Source organism: uncultured Mucilaginibacter sp. (genome assembly GCF_913773635.1).
Classification (GTDB): Bacteria; Bacteroidota; Bacteroidia; order Sphingobacteriales; family Sphingobacteriaceae; genus Mucilaginibacter.
In genome coordinates, this window is the sequence record NZ_CAJYGQ010000007.1 from 37,466 (window position 1) to 54,755 (window position 17,290).

Consider the following 17,290-nt stretch of genomic DNA (forward strand, 5'->3'; position numbering starts at 1 on the left):
GCACCTCGATAGAGGTAAGGATATCAATTCAAGGTTTAATGTTTCTGCACATCCAGCCGACGTAGTAGTTGATAGAACCGGCAAAGTGCAGTTTCAAACCACCGATTACTCCCCGGCCACACCTTATTGGATTGACAAAACTATTGAACAGTTAAAAGCAATTGAATTTTGGTGCTTATTACGTATTTTGGCTTATCAAAGCTTATCACTTTATGAGAAATCTCCTGTCAATTTGCTGCCTGTTCTTTTTGTATGTACAGGTTTATGCACAAGGGCAATCAACTACCTATTCAGTACGAATTGATCCTAATACAGTTATTAAAGATTCGGCTGGTGTTAAATATGATTATTTGAACGTAATAGGGTTGCTTAAGAGTGGTAAGTATACCTTGGTAGCAAATAGTGATTCTGGTAAAAGGAATGAATACATATTGGTAAGAAGAAAACAGCTGCCGGTCCGCAAACCGGAGAGCCAGCCAGTAGCTGGAATGCGGTCTTATTATGAATCAAAGCCCACAGAAAGCAAATTCTTTACTACCGGCCAGTTGTTCAAATGGTTTAACGAAAGAGACATTAATGGAAACAAGTGGAATGAAAAGACTTTGGCAGGGAAGGTAGTAGTGCTTAATTTTTGGTTTATTAATTGTCCGCCATGTCGCACAGAGATACCCGAACTAAATGAACTTGTAGAAAAATACAAAGGCAACAAAGAGGTTGTATTTATAGCCATTGCACTTGATGAAAAGTATGACTTAAATAATTTTTTTAAGTTAATGCCTTTTGATTATAACATTGTTGAACGCGGACGCTTCACGGCCAGCAAGTACGGAATACATCTATATCCAACAAACGTGGTTGTAAATAAAGCCGGCAAGGTTGTATTCCATAGCAGCGGTTACGGCTCGCCAACTATTGCTTATATTGATAAGGAGATAGGGGAAGCATTAAAAGCTACCTAAAAGCTTTGCTGTATATTGCAACATAGAATCAAAACAAAAAGGCAACCTGTGAGGGTTGCCTTTTTAATAATATAAAGTTAAACAGTTATTAAACCGAAAACGAAGTACCGCAACCGCAGGTGCTTTGCGCATTAGGGTTGTTAAATACAAAGCCGCGGGCATTTAGGCCGTCTTGAAAATCAACCTGCATACCGGCAAGATACATGCCGTGTGCTTTATGCATAAAAACTTTTATGCCGTCAATGTAATATTCTTTATCTCCTTCTTTAGGCTGATCAAAACCTAAAATATAATTCATACCTGCACAGCCACCACCTTCAACGCCAACACGTAGGCCAAAGTCGTCACTTAATTCTTGTTGGTCTTTAAGCTTTCTGATTTCTCTGGCAGCGCCCTCAGTAAATGTTACAGGTGCAATTTCAATAGCTACGCTCATAATTATTTTAAATTTACCTAAGACAAATATAACTTAAAATGCAGATTTTTGTTATCCTCAATATATTTATGACCTCTGCCTAACATTAAGAAATGACAGTTTACGACATCCTCCTTGATATTTTAAAACTTACCGTTGCCGGAGTAGGCGTGGTTTGGGTTGCATTTTACCTTATAAAACCTTACCTTGATAAAAGTGAGCGTTTGCAAGTGCTTGAATTAAAAAAAGCCGCCGATAATCAAACACTGCCCTTACGCCTGCAGGCTTACGAGCGTATAGTATTATTAGTTGAGCGTATTAACCCTGCCAGCTTGTTAGTAAGGCTTAATAGTGCAGGCTTAACAGCTGCCGAACTGCACCATATTGCTATACAGGAAGTAAACAATGAATATCAGCATAATATTACACAGCAGGTTTATGTAAGCAGCCGCGCGTGGGCAGTAGTGCGCCGTTTAAAAGACGACACAGCCGGTCTGCTTAATAACACATACCGTTCGTTGCCTCAAAATGCAAGTGGTTTAGATTTCAGCCGCGTATTGCTAACTAACTTAAGCACGCTTGAAAGCAACCCGTATGAAACGGCTGTAGGCATGATTCATAAAGATTTGGAAGAGCTATTTTAATTGCTTCTAACCGGTGCATGCCTCTGTATGCATTTTGTGGCAAATTGTATGGTTTGCTTAAATGGAGGATGAATTTTTTTTAACCGGTAGTTTATCTCAATTTCAGTAAAAATATTATTCAACCGTAACTCAGTTGTTTAGCTTTTTGCCGCCAATTAAATGGTTAAAATGGCTTAAGAATTGTTGCTTATAGGGCGTGATTTTTTAGTGATTTTGTGGGTTTCTTGTAACGAACAATCTTAAACTATAACACAATATAAAATGCAATCTAAGCAATTAAAAATGAGGATTTTAGCTGCGCACTATGCGGGCTTATTTGCAAGCGGTAAGGCCTATAGTATACCACAAAAAACACACCCCTGCAAATTTTAATTTTTATTTTTTAATCCGCTTTTTTTTCGAATATTCGATGTTCCGTACTGCTCTCATCTTCGAGCTGTTTGGGGCTTTGGAAATCAGCATTTTATCTTTAAATGATATATGGAAAAAACCTGTACTAACGTTTGGAATAGCTGCTTGCAGATTATTAAGGACAATATCCCGACCCAAAGTTTTAAAACTTGGTTCGAGCCAATTAAGGCTTTGAGGTTGGATGGCAGCGTTCTGACTATACAGGTGCCTAGTTTATTTTTTTACGAGTGGTTGGAGGAACATTACGTGGGGTTGTTACGTAAAACAATAAAAAAGCAGCTGGGCGACGAAGGCCGGCTTGAGTATAACATTGTGGTAGAACAATCGTCATCAAACAAGCCTTACACTACTAATATGCCATCAAATGGTAATGGTGCGGAGGCTAAAAATCAGAGTATGCCGGTTCCTATTTCTTTGAATAAAGATATCAAGAACCCTTTTGTAATACCTGGCTTAAAAAAACTGCATGTTGATCCGCAGTTAAATCAGAATTATACTTTTGAAAATTTTGTAGAGGGAGATTGTAACCGTTTAGCACGCTCAGCAGGTTATGCTGTTGCTGCAAAGCCGGGAGGTACATCGTTTAACCCGTTAATGATATATGGTGGTGTTGGTTTGGGTAAAACTCACCTGGCACAAGCCATAGGTAACGAAATTAAACGAACCCTGCCTGATAAGCTGGTTTTATACGTATCGTGCGAGAAGTTTACCCAGCAGTTTGTTGATGCGCTCAAGCATAACAATATAAACGATTTTGTTAACTTTTACCAGGCTATTGATGTGCTCATTATGGATGATGTGCACAACTTTGCCGGTAAGGAAAAAACACAGGATTTCTTCTTCCATATATTCAACCACCTGCACCAGTCAGGCCGCCAGTTGATTATTACATCAGACAAGGCACCAAAAGATTTGGCTGGTTTGGAAGAGCGTTTACTATCGCGCTTTAAATGGGGCTTATCTGCCGATTTGCAGACACCTGATTTAGAAACCCGAATGGCCATACTCAAAAACAAAACCTATCAGGACGGTATTGAGCTGCCTGATGATGTAATTGAGTACGTTGCCCATAACATTGATAACAACATTCGTGAGCTGGAGGGCGCTATGGTGTCGTTACTGGCACAATCAACCCTTATGCGTAAGGAAATTGATTTGGCGCTTGCTAAATCGATGTTAAAGAACTTTGTAAAAAATTCTGTTAAGGAAATTTCTATCGAATATATACAAAGCCTGGTGTGCGAATACTTTGAAGTGCCGGTTGATATGGTAAAATCTCAAACCCGCAAGCGCGAGATTGTACAGGCCCGTCAAATATCAATGTACCTGGCTAAGGCACACACCAAGAGTTCACTTAAATCAATCGGTAATTTCTTCGGTGGTCGTGATCACTCTACTGTGATTTACGCTTGCCAAACCGTTGAAGATTTAATTGATACCGATAAGAAATTTAAAGGCTACGTTGCCGATATTCAGAAAAAGCTGAAAATGGCTTAATTCAATTCGTACTTTTACTAACCAATTATAACCCGGCCCCGCCTTTCGTGCGGGGCTTTTTTATAAATAAATTTTCCAGGAATTATGACAGGATAGGTTATCTCTGATCACTGCACAACCAGGTAAGCTTGAAAGCACAAAATCAGATAATGCTATAATATAGTTTCAAAGGAGGAAGAGAGCTTTAAAGTATGCTAAGCCGCTTTACCATTGCATTGCACCCAACTTTACCAGCGCATAAAACAACGTGCTTACATGCAACGCCTGTGTTATTTTGTTTTCGGCCAAAAGCTGTTTTACTTCGTCAATGGTATACTCTTCAACTATAATTTGTTCCTGCTCGTCAAGGTGCTGGTTCTGTATTTTTTTACCGCCGCAAGCAATGTAGCAGTGGGTAATGTTGTTGCCTGTTGAAGGATTTGCATGAAGCTTACAAAGCAGCTCCATGCTACTGAATGAGTAACCGGTTTCTTCCAATAGCTCACGTTTCATGCCTGTTATAGGCTCTTCGCCAGGCTCAATAACACCACCCGGTATTTCGAGTGATACTACGCCTGCGGCATGACGGTATTGCCTTACCATAAGTATCTTGTTATCCTCGGTTATAGCTACAGCGTTAGCCCAATCAGGATACTCAAGTACATAGTATTGAGGAACAATACGTCCGTCGGGCATAAGGCACTTGTCAGTCCGTAGAGTAGCCCACGGCCCCCTGTGTATATATTCAGATGATAGTACAGTCCACTTAAGGTCAGGCGCCATGTTGTTTCAAATAGTTTTGTATGGCCGCACGTTTGCCAATATTTTCAAATGATTGCTGATGGTGCTCTTGTTCCAGCATATCATATACAGTAATTATTTTTTGCATAAGCAGTGACGCGTGCACATCGTTTTCGTGAGGCTCGGCACGCAGGTATAAAACTTGTGCAAGAGCATCTAACTTAACTGCACTAAAGTTTTGGTTGATAAGCCACTGTTTAAAGTCTTCTAAAGATAGCTCAAGCAATTCTTTTTCAGTTATACTAAACTCGATAGCAAGCGTATGATTATAAACATGTTGAAGCTCTTCCCTGCTTTCGGCCTTGTCTTTTAGCCCCAATAACCTGGCTATTATCTGAGCCATACGCTGGGTTTCGTTCAAAAAATAATCTTTACGATACATATCTAAAATTTTACCAGCTTCCGCTGCTGCCTCCGCCACCTGAACTGCCGCCACCAAAGCCGCCAAAACCGCCTCCGGAGCTTCCGCCGCCCCAGCCTCCGCCAGAACTGCCGCCACCCCAGCCACTACCGCGGCCACCGCCACCAAGCATGTTGCCGGCTAAAAACCACCAAAACGGACTTGCACCGCCACGACGGCCAATAACCTGTCCGCCTCCGCCGCCGCCTTTGTTACGGAATATTAAGTAAATTGCAATAGCAACAATGATGATTATAGCCGTTGAGCTACCTCCGTCTTTCTTGTTCTTACGAGGTCTGTCGGCAGGTTTTTTGTCAGCTTTGTATTCGCCTTTGGTATACTTGATTATTTCATCCGTAGCTTCATCAAGGCCTTTATAGTAGTTTCCGGCCTTAAAGTTAGGCTTAATGTTTTGTTGTATAATTTGTTGTGTTGCGGCGTCTGTCAACGCACCTTCAACGCCATAACCGGTTTGAATAGTTATTTTCCGGTCGTTTATTGCTGCTAAAACAAGTACGCCGTTATTCTTATCTTTCTGGCCAATACCCCATTCGCGTATAAGCAAGGCTCCATACTGGGCAATATCATAATTACCAACCGATTTAATGAGTACAACCGCAACCTGTGTTGAGGTAGAATCGTTGAACGCAACCAGTTTGTTTTCCAGCCGCTGCTTATCATCTGCCGAAAGAGAGTTGGTATAATCGGTAACCAGAGTGGTTGAACGTGGCGGAAATTTTTGTGCCGAACCCATTAGCCCTATAAGCAGTAAATGGAGTAGCAACAATGATTTTTTTAGCATCTTCTAAATCTGATTAGTCACCGTCTATAAACACAATATCGTCTGACAGCTCATTCTTATCACCTGCGTTAGTTGGAAAGTAACGCTGTAGTTGTTTACCGGCATATTCAATGCCTATAATAATTCCTTGCAGTAAATCGCCCTCTTTAAAATAGCGAAGCATGCTTTCTTTGGTTTTATCCCAAAAATCGGGCGGCACCAGTTTGTTTATTCCTTCGTCGCCAATAATGGCAAATTTATGGTCGACGGTTGCAATGTAAATTAGCACACCATTACGCAGCTTGGTTTTATCCATTTCAAGCTTATAAAAGTAGGTTGCTGCTCTGTCTATCGGGTTGTCCTCCTTGCACGACTTTTCAACGCATATCCTGATTTCGCCTGAAGTGTATTGCTCGGCACGCTCAATGGCCTGCCTTATTTTCTGCTGTTCTTCGTCGTTAAACTTCATTGTTGTTTGATGATTTTCCACCGGTTATTGAAGTAATTTCAGTGGCTTTTGTAAGGTTTCGCCAATACAAGATCAAGTTTTACCTGTTTAACCGTCAGTAAACCATAATCCCTTATTGGCGAAATAAAACCTTCTATATGCCAAACTTACTAAAAGTTAAAACTCAACCTTAGGAGCTTTTTGAGCAGTAGCATCGGCCTCAAAATAACCTTTTGGCGTAAAGCCAAACATTTTTGCAGTAAGGTTATTTGGAAACGAACGTATTTTTCCGTTATAAGCCTGCACCGAGCTATTAAAATCCATACGGGCAACACTTATGCGGTTTTCCGTTCCTTCTAACTGGCCTTGCAATGCGGTAAAGTTTTCGTTTGCACGCAATGTTGGGTAGTTTTCAGTTACGCTTAACAAGCGGCCTAAAGCTGTGCTGAGTTCGCCTTGTGCCTGCTGATATTTTTGTACGGTTTCCGGGGTTAATTTTGAAGCATCAACCTGTACCGATGTTGCTTTTGCCCGGGCCTCTGCTACTTCTGTAAGTGTACTTTTTTCAAAGTTAGCCACACCTTTAACGGTAGATACAAGGTTGGGAATTAAATCGGCGCGGCGTTGATACTGGCTTTGTACGGCACCCCATTTGGCTTTGGTATCTTCGTCCATTTTTACAATGCTGTTATAGCCGCATGAACTCATTGACATGGCCGCCATGATAAGCAATATGGCTGAAAATAATTTTTTCATGTTTTTCTTCTTAATTTTTGATTAAAGTTGAACTTTGGTAGTTAGATTACAAATGCTGTACCGTTGTTACAGCTATAATGTTGTAATGCCAATATGGCAATTATGTTTGGAATCAACTATTTATAAATCTGCAAAAAGTGAAAAAAAGTTATCTGCCGTTTATACTACTAACGTTTGGCTCGCTGGTGGTTTGCGGTCAAAAACAAACCGGTCAAAAACTGGTGAGCTATGTTAAACCAATTATTGGTACCCAGCGCATGGGGCATACTTATCCGGGTGCAACCGTTCCGTTCGGTATGGTACAGTTAAGCCCCGAAACGGATAGTATTAGCTATGAATTAAATGGCAAGTACAATCCGCGGGTTTATGAGTATTGTGCCGGTTACCAGTATGAAGACAAAACCATTACTGGTTTCAGCCATACGCATTTTAGCGGTACCGGGCACTCAGATTTAGGTGATTTTTTAATTATGCCAACGGTTGGCGCCTTAAAGCTTAATCCGGGTACTGCCGATAAGCCGGGTAGTGGTTACCGCTCACGCTTTTCGCACCAGAATGAAGTAAGCGAGGCTGGTTACTACAAGGCCAAACTTGATGATTATAATATCACAGCTGAAATGACCGCCAGCACCCGCGTGGGTTTTCATCAATATACATTCCCAAAAGCTGATGATGCACACATCGTGCTTGATTTAACGGCTGGTATATATAATTATCCTGATAAAAATGTATGGACGTACGTTAGGGTAGTGAATGATACTTTGGTTACAGGCTTTCGTCAAACCAATGGCTGGGCTAAAAACCGGGTGCTGTATTTTGCCATGCGTTTTTCAAAACCCATTACATCACATGGTTTCCGTAATGAATCACCCCGGCAGGTTTATCGCGGGTTTTGGGGCAAGTTTAATCAAAACAAAAACTTCCCTGAAATTGGAGGTCAGCGCATAAAGGCTTATTTCGACTTCAAGACTATTGCTGGGGAGAAGATAAAAATTAAAATGGCGTTATCACCCGTGAGTATGCAGGGAGCAATTGATAATATGCAGGCCGAAGTGCCTGGATGGAATTTTGATAAGGTAAAAGCTGCTGCACAGCAACAATGGGAGAGTGAATTGCAAAAAATTGTGATACAAACTCCAAGCAAAGCGGTTAAAGAAAACTTTTACACTGCCGTTTACCATACGCTCATAAATCCTACCATTTACATGGATGCGGACGGGCAGTATAAAGGTTTAGATCAAAACGTGCATAAGGCTAATGGCTTCACTAATTATACCACCTTCTCTTTGTGGGACACTTACCGTGCCTTGCATCCGCTGTTTAACATCATTGATCCGCAGCGTAATAACGATATGGTGAAATCAATGCTGGCCCATTTTGACCAAAGCCCGGAGCATATGTTGCCGGTATGGTCAAACTCGGGTAACGAAAACTGGTGCATGTCGGGCTATCACAGCGTATCAGTAGTTGCCGATGCTATTATTAAAGGAAATGCTGCAGGTATTGACGTTAATAAGGCACTGGAGGCCTGCGTTACCACTGCACGCAAGCGCGATTACGAAGGAATTGGTTATTATATAGATAAAGGTTACATACCCGATGAACGTAACGGCGTATCGGTATCAAGCACACTGGAATATGCCTACGATGACTGGTGTATTGCACAACTGGCTAGAAAGTTGGGCAAGCAGGATATCTACGAAGAGTTTAACAAGCGTGCACAAAACTACCGTAACGTGTATGACAAGGCTTCGGGCTTTATGCGCCCACGATTGGCCGATGGCAGCTTCAGGCCAAAGTTTGATGCGCTAACCACCATAGGGCAGGGCTTTATTGAAGGCAATGCCTGGAATTATACACTGTTTGCCCCGCATGACCCTAAAGGGCTGATAGAAATTATGGGAGGCAATAAACGTGTTATACCTTACCTAGATTCATTGTTCACCATGCACCTGCCTGATAAGTTTTTTGAGGAAACTGAAGACATAACGCGCGATGGTATAATTGGAAATTATGTGCATGGCAACGAACCATCGCACCATGTAGCCTACCTGTACAACTGGACTAACCAGCCATGGAAAACACAGGAGCGGGTGCGCATGATACTCCCTAAAATGTACAAGCCAACACCTGATGGACTGGGCGGCAATGATGACACCGGCCAAATGAGTGCCTGGTTCATTTTTACCAACCTTGGCTTTTACCCTGTAGCGCCAGGCAGTGATGAGTATGCCCTGGGCAGCCCTGCTATACATGCAGCCACGGTTAAACTGCCGGGCGGCAAAACTTTTACCGTTACGGCAAAAAATCAAAGCGATAAAAATGTTTATGTGCAAAAGGTGCTTCTTAATGGCAAACCGCTGGAGGGCCTGAATATTAAGCATGCCGATATTATGAACGGGGGAGAAATAACCTTCTTTATGGGCAGTAAGCATAAATAAGGTCATTAGAATAAAAAAGGGTTCGATTATATATAATCGAACCCTTTTTTTGTTAAAAGTGCATAATATGATTACCTGCCGCCCGGAGGGCAATGCTCTTTTAGAAATTTGGTATACAGCGTGCTTAAATGCTGGCTGGTTCCCAAACCTTCAGATATGCCATGCGTACGGTTAGGGTATGACATTAGCTGGAATTGCTTGTTATACTTTACAAGCTCATTTATTAGTTGCTCAGCATTGTTGTAATGTACGTTATCATCGCCGGTGCCGTGTATGTAAAGCAGGTTTCCGCGCAGGTTTTTTGCATGTGTAACCGGCGAACCTTTTACGAAGTATGAACGTGCTTCGTCATTTACAGGCACGCCCATATAACGTTCTTGGTAAATATTATCATACGTTAACTGGTTGCCAACAGCTGCAACTGCTATGCCTGTTTTATAAACATCAGGGTATTGAAACATAAGGTTAAGCGTTGATGATCCACCACCGCTCCATCCCCAAACAGCTACGCGTGAGGTATCAATAAAGCTATGCTTTTTAAATAACTCCTTAGCCGCCATAGCCTGGTCTCTTACGTTTAGTGTACCAATGCTGCGGTAAATAGCTTTGCGCCATTCCCTGCCTTTGGCTACCGGCGCGCCGCGGTTATCCATTGATACGTAAATGTAACCATCATCGGCCATGTTACCGGCATACTCAAAGTTCATTCCGGCTCCGTAAGTATCAGCTGCAGTTTGAGAGGCAGGTTCGCCATAAACGTAAAATACAATAGGGTATTTCTTAGTAGCATCAAAGTTGGTTGGCTTTTTCATCCATCCGTCCATAGTAATGCCATCGGCTGTTGTTACCTTAAAAAATTCGGGTTTATTTACAGCAGCAGCAGCGTTAACGTTAATGGCAGTAGGTTTACCATCAAGCGGCGTATGGGCAGGAAGACCAATGGTTTCGCGCACCGGCGAGGTAAAGCTGTTGTTAAATGAGTGAATAGCCACCAGGCCGTTAGGTGCAATATCATAACGGTGTGTGCCCGGCTGGTTGGCTGGTGAAACACGTTGAGGTGCACCACCGCTTAGCTTTACGCGGTATAAATATTTTTGTGTAGCATTATCAGGCGAAGCCATAAAATAAATAAAGCCATTAGCCTCGTCAATAAGGTTTAAGCTTATAACATCATACTTGCCCGGAGTTAGCAATTTTTCCTTGCCCTGGCGGTCAATGCTGTAAGCATGGCGCCAGCCGTCTTTTTCGCTCAGCCAAATAAACTTTTTGCCTTTTTCAATCCAGTCCCAGCCTTCGGGTGCAGCTTTTGCATCTACCCAAGCCTTATCAGTTTCGGTGTATATAGCTTTTGAAGCCGAACCGTTTACCGGGCATAAAAATATTTTGCTTTCGTTTTGAGCGCGGTTAAGCTGTTGTATAATAAGTTCGTTGCTGTTTCCGGCCCACTCCATGCGTGGAATGTAGTGCTGTATGGCATCGCCCGGAACGTTAACATCAACTGTTTTGCCATCGGCTACGCTTACTACCTTAATTTTGCATGAGCTTGGATTGGTACCAGCTACCGGGTACTCTACCGGTACAGTGTAAGAATAGGTAGAATCGGTTGTGTTAAGCATCAGATAGTTGCGTATTTTGGTAGCGTCAATTTGCCAATAAGCAATGCTACGGCTATCTGGCGACCAGCGGAATCCATCGCGGCAATCAAATTCTTCTTCGTAAGCCCAGTCAAATGTTCCGTTTATTAAACGCTTGGTGCCATCACTGGTTAACGCCTTTATTGCTCCGGTGTTCAAATCTTCAACGTACACGTTATGCTCGCTTACATAAGCGGCCTTGGTGCCATCGGGTGATATTTTGGCAAACATGAGTGAAGACTGCGGGCGCGATTTGCCTATTTGAGTAAGCTTTTTGCTGCTGATATCATACACCCAATAATCGCCCCGGGTGTCCTGACGCCAAACGCGTTTAGTGTTGGTATTAATAAGCACTTTTTGCCTGTCGTTAGAAAACGAGAAGCGGCGTACCCTTATTGCAGCTTTGCCTGCCGGCGTTAACGCCTGCTGTGTTACTATCACATTTTTTTGATCGGCAGCCCTGATGTCCAGCTCAACAATTTCGCCGTTTTGAATGCTGTAATAATGGTAACCATCTTTGGCCCACTGCAATCCGCCCTGGGCTTTGGCCGCATAGTTTATGAGCGTTGCCAAAACTATCAGCAATATGCTTAAAACCGGGCGGCGAAATTTCATGTTCATACTATATTAAATTTTGAAATACCTTAGCAGCGTAAATAATGCTGCTATAAAAATTGCGTTAAATTAATATTTTAATCAATTATTGCGGCTGTCCTGATTATGAAAAAACTCTCTTTACTACTTGTTACCGGCCTTTTTTGCCTTGGAGCTGAAGCGCAAAATGCTAACCGCAACAAATTCATTACAGATAGTCTTGATAACCTCATCAGCAAATCGCTCACTAACTGGCGTGTACCCGGTGCTGCGGTTTGTATTGTTAAAGACGGACGTATAATACTACGCAAAGGGTATGGAATTAAAGAGCTGGGCGTAGCTGCCAAAGTGGATGAAAATACCCTTTTTATGATTGGCAGCAACACCAAGGCTTTTACCGCCACAGCGCTGGCTACACTGCAGGCGCAAGGTAAAATTTCGTTGGATGACAGGGTTACTAAATACGTTCCGGAATTTAAATTGGAAAGTAAAGAGATAACCAACATGGTTACCCTGCGCGATTTGCTTAGCCATCGTATAGGGTTTGGTACTTTTCAGGGTGATTTTACTTACTGGACCAGCGACTTAACACGCGAACAGGTAATTGAGAAAATGAGCCATATAAAACCGCTTTACCCATTTAGAAGCCGTTGGGGGTATACCAATGCAGCCTTTTTAACAGCCGGAGAAGCTATAGAGCGTATCACTAAAAAGAAATGGGAGCAGTATATAAAGGAAACAATTTTTGCACCTCTGGGAATGAGCAGTACGGTTGCGTTATCAAAAGATTTATCAACCTCGTTTAACAAAGCCGCCGCACATACTTTTATTGATGGCCGGCTGGCTGCCATTCCATACCCGCAAATTGATAACCTGGCACCTGCCGGTAGTATAAGCTCATCGGCCAATGATATGTGCAAGTGGGTGCTGGCGTTGCTGGCCAATGGCAAAACCGGACAGCGGGAGGTAATACCTGCAGCAGCAATACGCGCCACACGGCAGCCGCAAATTTTGGTAGGCGGCGGTGAAGACGGCGGCTTTAGCGCTTACGGACTGGGATGGTTTTTGCAGGGCTATAAAGGTCATCGTGTGGTAATGCATACGGGTGGGGTAAATGGTTATGTATCATCTGTTACACTGGTGCCCGATCAAAACCTTGGGATAGTGATTTTAACTAACAACGATCAAAATAACCTTATAGAAACGCTCAATCTTGATATTATTGATGCGTACATCAAACAGCCGTTCCGCAGCCATGCTGATGCGGCCCTGGCCGAAACGAAGGCCTATCAGCAACGCATTTTGCAACAGGAAAAAAGCTGGAGAGACAGTACGCTATTGAATTTGCGCCCGGCACTGAGTATAGGTGAGTACACCGGCAAATACACTAATGATCTTTACGGTAACATTACCATAAGTAAAGGTGATGCTGCGAACGATTTGGAAGTTCGCTTTGAGCATCACCCTAAGTTATTTGCAAGGCTTCAGCCATTAGGCGGTAACCGGTTTTTTGCCACCTTCTCTGACCCGGAGTTTGGCCGCGCGGTATTCCCGTTCACCGTTCAGGGTAATAAGGTGGTAAGCGTACAGGTTAAGGTAGCCGATTTTGTTGAGTATACGCCGTACGAGTTTAAGAAGAAATAAGCCGGGATGGGTCAGCGCTTTTTATTAACATATTGAGTAATCAGGTTAAATTTATTAATATTTTGCCGTTGTAAGTTGGCGATGATCAGCTTAATAACGGAGTACTTTTCCTCTTGCTCGCCACGTATTGCAACCCGTAGTTCATGGCCGGTGTATTTATTATAGATAGTGCGTGAGGTGCTTATCCATTTAAAAAACTCATTGTTTTTGGTATTATCAATAGGAATACCTTTTAAGTGCCGTTCTTTATCAAAACACCCATAGTCTTGAATAAAATCGCTCATTTCTAACATTGGGTCACCGAAGTTACCTATTCGCCCGAATTTATCTATCTGGTTAGCGGTGAATGTTATATTTCGGTCGGCGGCCATTGCCATTAATGCTTGTTGCCTCAACCACGGAATGTTATCAAAACCCAGATAAACTTTGTTGTGCTTAAGATAAACGGTTAAATAATCGCCGTCAGTATCGCTGATATCTAAACGATGAGTTACAGGGGGCTTAACATCGATTGGTGCAGTGATGTCACGGGGTCGGCCAATGTACATAACAAACAGTAGCAGCAAAAATGCTACATCGCACATGGCCGTCATGTCAATATATGGAAAAATCCGTCTTGGCTTTGATGCCGCCATCTTGCATTAAGATTTGTTATTGCAAGATACAAATTTCGATTTACTGCGCATTCAGCTCATCCCAGTACTCAACCGCACGGCGGTAGTGCGGTATTACAATAGAGCCGCCAACCAGGTTTGCTATCATGAATATTTCGTTCATTTCGGCATGGTTTACACCAGCCTCATGGCATTTGCCTAAATGATATTTAATACAATCGTCGCAACGGAGTACCATGCTGGCAACCAGGCCAAGCATTTCCTTAGTTTTAACATCTAAAGCGCCGTCGGCGTAAGTGGTGGTATCTAAGGCAAAAAAGCGTTTGATATTGGTATTAGCCGATTCCATAATCCTATCGTTCATTTTAGTGCGATAGTTATTAAAATCATCTATAAGTTGTCCCATGGTGTGTTATTTTAAAATTTAGTGATTGAATGCTACTGTTTATATCAATTTTAGCGCAGCAATGAATACCTACGTAAGAAGATAGTTAATTATTCAAGAAAAGGCTTTCGGCAATTGGAGGTATAATGTTTTTTTCGTGAGCTGTATCAAACATCAGTTGTATTGCCTTCTTGCCTTCTTCTCCCAAATCAACCGAGTATTTATTTACATACAGCTCAATATGTTTATACATCACTTCTTCGCTCATTTCCTGGGCGTGTGAACGGATAAATTCTAGTCCCGATTTAGGATTAGCAAAAGCAAATTCAACCGACCGACGCAATATCCGGTTTACCTTGTGCTGTACATCGGCGGGCAAATTGCGATTGGCTACAATGCCCCCTAAAGGAATTGCACAACCGGTTTGCTTTTCCCAGTAATCACCTAAATCGATGATTTTTTTTAACCCTTTGTCCTGATAAGTAAAGCGGTTTTCATGAATGATAAGTCCGGCGTCAACGCGGCCGTCTAATACCGCTTGCTCTATGTCTGAAAAAACAAGTTCTTTTTTGTTGGTAGCACCCGGGAACGCCAGGCTCAACAAAAAGTTGGCAGTAGTGTATTTGCCCGGGATGCCGATTGTGAGGGGTGAGTTGTGCGCATCAAGTTGATTGCGTAATTCATCCGGGTCATGTTTGCAAATCAGCATAGGGCCAACGCCAAACCCAAGCGCGCTGCCGGCATCCAGCAATACATATTTATTAGCCAAGTAAGCAAAGGCGTGATAGCTGAGCTTGGTAATGTCCAACTCGCTACGCATAGCCTTTTGGTTGAGGGTTTCTACATCATCATAAAAAACCTCAAAATCTAAACCTTCGGTATCAATTTTATGATGAATAAGGGCATCAAAAATAAAAGTATCATTAGGGCATGGCGAAAAGCCGAGAGTTAATTTCATAAGCAATAGCGGGTATGTGTTGCCGTAACCCATTAAGAATTGGTGATAGACTTAAGATTTATCTCCAATTGACAACAGCAGTTTGGTTGCAAATGTATTCAGATTTTTAACGGCCAGCCCAATGTTCCATGCCTCGCGGTTGCGTTTTTCTACGTAATTTGACACTGCCCTGATTTGCAACGCCGGTATGCCCGCTTGTTCGCAGGCGTAGAAAAAAGCTGCTCCCTCCATGCTTTCCAACTGCGGTGCTATACGCTGGTGTAGTTTGGCAATTGAAGCATCTTCGCCATGTACGGTATTTACTGTGGCGGCAGTAACTTTCCAAAGATTTTCACCGGGCAAATAGTCAATAACGCGGCTTCTGGTTTTATAAACCGTACGGCCAAAGCCAAGTTGCTCAAGTGTTATGAAACGGGTATCATCTTCGGCACCAAGTTCGGTAAAGGTATCTTCCACAACTTCAACAACAGTTCCTAAGGCAATGTTGCGGTCAAAACTTCCGGCAATGCCAAGGTTAATGGCCAAATCATATTGGTTAGTAGCCAGATGCCTTCCCAGCGCAAAAGCTGTGGCCGTCATCCCTACACCGGTTATTGAAATGTTGGGTTTGGGATGGTTAATTTCGGAATTTTTTTGATTGATGGCATGGCCTGTAAATGGGTTAGCAACTGCCGAATCTAATACCTGACCTCCAAATTCCGATATTACTCCACTAATTTCTTCACGCGTTGCAGCAACCACCAATATATTCATACAGGCTAAGATAAAACAACTTGCCTGTTTTTGTTTTGTATATTTGCACCAATTATTGTTATGATGATACATATAACGCGCAGAGAGCATTTTAATGCTGCACACCGCATGTACCGTGAAGAGTGGAGCGCCGAGAAAAACCAGGAAGTGTTTGGAAAGTGCGCCAATCCAAACTGGCATGGGCACAATTACAACCTTTATGTAACTGTAAAAGGCGAAATAAGCTACGAAACAGGTTACCTTATTGACCTTAAGGAACTGAAGCAAATTATTAACGACCGTGTTATTGAAAAGCTCGACCATAAAAACCTTAATAAGGATGTTGACTTTATGGAAGGCAAAATGGCTTCAACAGAAATACTTTGTATTGAAATATTTAACCAGCTTAAAGACCCTATCGAAGCTTATCCTGGTGTGTTTTTACACTCAGTACGTTTAGCCGAAACTGAAAACAATAGTGCCGAATACTTTGGCAATTAACAATTACCCCAATGTTTGACGACGACGACGACAACCTGCCCAACCGCGACGCAGGTATTGACGGTTACCGAAAAATTGACCGTTATAACCCCGAACTGATCGAAAACCTTTCGGCCAGCTATCATAACGTGCTTACGCAAATTGGTGAAAATCCAGCCCGCGAAGGTTTGCTTAAAACTCCCGAACGTGTAGCCAAGGCCATGTTGTTTTTGACCCAGGGTTATGACCTTAATGCCGAAGAAATTTTAAAATCGGCTATGTTTAAGGAGGAGTATAGCCAAATGGTGGTGGTAAAAGACATTGAAGTATATTCAATGTGTGAGCACCACATGCTGCCTTTTTTTGGTAAGGCACACGTAGCTTATATTCCAAACGGCCATGTGGTTGGTTTGAGCAAAATTCCGCGTATTGTTGATGTTTTTGCGCGCCGCCTTCAGGTGCAGGAACGCCTTACCAATGAAATACGCGATTGTATACAGCAAACCCTTAATCCGTTGGGCGTAGGTGTAGTTATTGAATGCCGTCACCTGTGCATGAGTATGCGCGGCGTACAAAAGCAAAACTCGGTAACCACAACATCTGCCTTTAGCGGTGAGTTTTATAAAGACAAAACCCGTACAGAGTTTTTGGATTTGATAGCAAGTAAACTTTCGTAAGCTACGGAGGTAAGAGTTAAGATCCAAGAGACAATAAAAT

At 42.5% G+C, this 17,290-nt stretch carries 18 protein-coding genes; 7 read left to right on the forward strand and 11 right to left on the reverse strand.

Features of this window, described 5'->3' with window-relative positions; all coding sequences use genetic code 11:
- Positions 1-212: 212 nt before the first annotated feature.
- On the forward strand, positions 213-959 hold the full coding sequence (locus QZ407_RS08205; protein WP_295769621.1) for a TlpA disulfide reductase family protein: 747 nt from the start codon (positions 213-215) through the stop codon (positions 957-959).
- Between the two features lie 88 nt (positions 960-1,047).
- Here QZ407_RS08205 and QZ407_RS08210 read toward each other — a convergent pair whose 3' ends face one another.
- A complete protein-coding gene (locus tag QZ407_RS08210; RefSeq protein ID WP_295769624.1) occupies positions 1,048-1,395 on the reverse strand; it encodes an iron-sulfur cluster assembly accessory protein in 348 nt (115 codons plus the stop codon).
- A gap of 92 nt (positions 1,396-1,487) precedes the next feature.
- On the opposite strand from QZ407_RS08210, the gene QZ407_RS08215 reads away from it, so the two are divergent.
- Together QZ407_RS08215 and dnaA are read left to right on the forward strand one after the other, a co-directional pair.
- Positions 1,488-2,018 (forward strand): hypothetical protein, encoded by a 531-nt coding sequence (locus QZ407_RS08215; RefSeq protein ID WP_295769626.1) that lies wholly within the window; start codon positions 1,488-1,490, stop codon positions 2,016-2,018.
- 480 nt (positions 2,019-2,498) lie between these two features.
- Positions 2,499-3,926 carry a chromosomal replication initiator protein DnaA gene (gene dnaA / locus QZ407_RS08220; RefSeq protein WP_157542578.1) on the forward strand — a complete coding sequence of 476 codons (1,428 nt, stop codon included), beginning with the start codon at positions 2,499-2,501 and terminating at the stop codon, positions 3,924-3,926.
- 204 nt (positions 3,927-4,130) lie between these two features.
- Here dnaA and QZ407_RS08225 read toward each other — a convergent pair whose 3' ends face one another.
- The 5 genes from QZ407_RS08225 to QZ407_RS08245 form a co-directional block, all read right to left on the reverse strand.
- Positions 4,131-4,688: an NUDIX hydrolase gene (locus tag QZ407_RS08225; RefSeq protein WP_295769630.1), complete on the reverse strand. Its 558-nt coding sequence runs from the start codon at positions 4,686-4,688 to the stop codon at positions 4,131-4,133.
- Complete coding sequence (locus tag QZ407_RS08230; protein ID WP_295769633.1) at positions 4,678-5,142, reverse strand: hypothetical protein; 465 nt, start codon at positions 5,140-5,142, stop codon at positions 4,678-4,680. Before QZ407_RS08230 ends, QZ407_RS08225 begins: the two co-directional genes overlap by 11 nt.
- Complete coding sequence (locus QZ407_RS08235) at positions 5,099-5,908, reverse strand: TPM domain-containing protein (protein ID WP_295769635.1); 810 nt, start codon at positions 5,906-5,908, stop codon at positions 5,099-5,101. Before QZ407_RS08235 ends, QZ407_RS08230 begins: the two co-directional genes overlap by 44 nt.
- 13 nt (positions 5,909-5,921) lie before the next feature.
- The gene (locus QZ407_RS08240; protein WP_295769638.1) at positions 5,922-6,356 is read right to left on the reverse strand and encodes a TPM domain-containing protein; all 435 of its coding nucleotides are present in this window, start codon (positions 6,354-6,356) and stop codon (positions 5,922-5,924) included.
- A gap of 156 nt (positions 6,357-6,512) precedes the next feature.
- Positions 6,513-7,091, reverse strand: a complete 579-nt coding sequence (locus QZ407_RS08245) for a LemA family protein (RefSeq protein WP_157542573.1) — start codon at positions 7,089-7,091, stop codon at positions 6,513-6,515.
- A gap of 137 nt (positions 7,092-7,228) precedes the next feature.
- Here QZ407_RS08245 and QZ407_RS08250 point away from each other — a divergent pair, with 137 nt between their 5' ends.
- On the forward strand, positions 7,229-9,532 hold the full coding sequence (locus QZ407_RS08250) for a GH92 family glycosyl hydrolase (protein ID WP_295769641.1): 2,304 nt from the start codon (positions 7,229-7,231) through the stop codon (positions 9,530-9,532).
- Positions 9,533-9,603: 71 nt separating this feature from the next.
- On the opposite strand, the gene QZ407_RS08255 is transcribed toward QZ407_RS08250, so the two are convergent.
- A complete protein-coding gene (locus QZ407_RS08255; protein ID WP_295769644.1) occupies positions 9,604-11,787 on the reverse strand; it encodes a S9 family peptidase in 2,184 nt (727 codons plus the stop codon).
- A 99-nt stretch (positions 11,788-11,886) separates the two neighbouring features.
- Between QZ407_RS08255 and QZ407_RS08260 the strand changes: the two genes are divergently transcribed.
- Entirely contained in the window at positions 11,887-13,404 is a 1,518-nt protein-coding gene (locus QZ407_RS08260; protein ID WP_295769649.1) for a serine hydrolase, read from the forward strand.
- A gap of 11 nt (positions 13,405-13,415) precedes the next feature.
- Here QZ407_RS08260 and QZ407_RS08265 read toward each other — a convergent pair whose 3' ends face one another.
- The 4 genes from QZ407_RS08265 to mqnB all read right to left on the reverse strand — a co-directional run bounded on the left by QZ407_RS08265 (position 13,416) and on the right by mqnB (position 16,114).
- The gene (locus QZ407_RS08265; RefSeq protein WP_295769651.1) at positions 13,416-14,039 is read right to left on the reverse strand and encodes a biopolymer transporter ExbD; all 624 of its coding nucleotides are present in this window, start codon (positions 14,037-14,039) and stop codon (positions 13,416-13,418) included.
- Positions 14,040-14,079: 40 nt separating this feature from the next.
- A complete protein-coding gene (locus tag QZ407_RS08270; protein WP_157542570.1) occupies positions 14,080-14,424 on the reverse strand; it encodes a carboxymuconolactone decarboxylase family protein in 345 nt (114 codons plus the stop codon).
- 85 nt (positions 14,425-14,509) lie between these two features.
- Positions 14,510-15,361, reverse strand: coding sequence for a 1,4-dihydroxy-6-naphthoate synthase (locus tag QZ407_RS08275; RefSeq protein ID WP_295769656.1), 852 nt, complete (start codon positions 15,359-15,361; stop codon positions 14,510-14,512).
- A 51-nt stretch (positions 15,362-15,412) separates the two neighbouring features.
- Positions 15,413-16,114: a futalosine hydrolase gene (mqnB, locus tag QZ407_RS08280; protein WP_295769657.1), complete on the reverse strand. Its 702-nt coding sequence runs from the start codon at positions 16,112-16,114 to the stop codon at positions 15,413-15,415.
- 63 nt (positions 16,115-16,177) lie between these two features.
- Between mqnB and QZ407_RS08285 the strand changes: the two genes are divergently transcribed.
- Positions 16,178-16,594, forward strand: coding sequence for a 6-carboxytetrahydropterin synthase (locus tag QZ407_RS08285; protein ID WP_295770200.1), 417 nt, complete (start codon positions 16,178-16,180; stop codon positions 16,592-16,594).
- Positions 16,595-16,605: 11 nt separating this feature from the next.
- Positions 16,606-17,250 carry a GTP cyclohydrolase I FolE gene (gene folE, locus QZ407_RS08290; RefSeq protein WP_295769659.1) on the forward strand — a complete coding sequence of 215 codons (645 nt, stop codon included), beginning with the start codon at positions 16,606-16,608 and terminating at the stop codon, positions 17,248-17,250.
- Positions 17,251-17,290: the final 40 nt, after the last annotated feature.

Excerpts from the sequence above, each read along its gene's own strand:
- QZ407_RS08225 (WP_295769630.1), bottom strand. The coding sequence starts at position 4,688 with ATGGCGCCTGACCTTAAGTGGACTGTACTATCATCTGAATATATACAC.
- QZ407_RS08265 (WP_295769651.1), bottom strand. The coding sequence starts at position 14,039 with ATGGCGGCATCAAAGCCAAGACGGATTTTTCCATATATTGACATGACG.
- QZ407_RS08245 (WP_157542573.1), bottom strand. The coding sequence starts at position 7,091 with ATGAAAAAATTATTTTCAGCCATATTGCTTATCATGGCGGCCATGTCA.
- QZ407_RS08285 (WP_295770200.1), top strand. The coding sequence starts at position 16,178 with ATGATACATATAACGCGCAGAGAGCATTTTAATGCTGCACACCGCATG.
- QZ407_RS08205 (WP_295769621.1), top strand. The coding sequence starts at position 213 with ATGAGAAATCTCCTGTCAATTTGCTGCCTGTTCTTTTTGTATGTACAG.
- QZ407_RS08215 (WP_295769626.1), top strand. The coding sequence starts at position 1,488 with ATGACAGTTTACGACATCCTCCTTGATATTTTAAAACTTACCGTTGCC.
- mqnB (WP_295769657.1), bottom strand. The coding sequence starts at position 16,114 with ATGAATATATTGGTGGTTGCTGCAACGCGTGAAGAAATTAGTGGAGTA.
- QZ407_RS08255 (WP_295769644.1), bottom strand. The coding sequence starts at position 11,787 with ATGAACATGAAATTTCGCCGCCCGGTTTTAAGCATATTGCTGATAGTT.
- QZ407_RS08210 (WP_295769624.1), bottom strand. The coding sequence starts at position 1,395 with ATGAGCGTAGCTATTGAAATTGCACCTGTAACATTTACTGAGGGCGCT.
- folE (WP_295769659.1), top strand. The coding sequence starts at position 16,606 with ATGTTTGACGACGACGACGACAACCTGCCCAACCGCGACGCAGGTATT.
- QZ407_RS08240 (WP_295769638.1), bottom strand. The coding sequence starts at position 6,356 with ATGAAGTTTAACGACGAAGAACAGCAGAAAATAAGGCAGGCCATTGAG.
- QZ407_RS08260 (WP_295769649.1), top strand. The coding sequence starts at position 11,887 with ATGAAAAAACTCTCTTTACTACTTGTTACCGGCCTTTTTTGCCTTGGA.
- QZ407_RS08275 (WP_295769656.1), bottom strand. The coding sequence starts at position 15,361 with ATGAAATTAACTCTCGGCTTTTCGCCATGCCCTAATGATACTTTTATT.
- QZ407_RS08235 (WP_295769635.1), bottom strand. The coding sequence starts at position 5,908 with ATGCTAAAAAAATCATTGTTGCTACTCCATTTACTGCTTATAGGGCTA.
- dnaA (WP_157542578.1), top strand. The coding sequence starts at position 2,499 with ATGGAAAAAACCTGTACTAACGTTTGGAATAGCTGCTTGCAGATTATT.
- QZ407_RS08270 (WP_157542570.1), bottom strand. The coding sequence starts at position 14,424 with ATGGGACAACTTATAGATGATTTTAATAACTATCGCACTAAAATGAAC.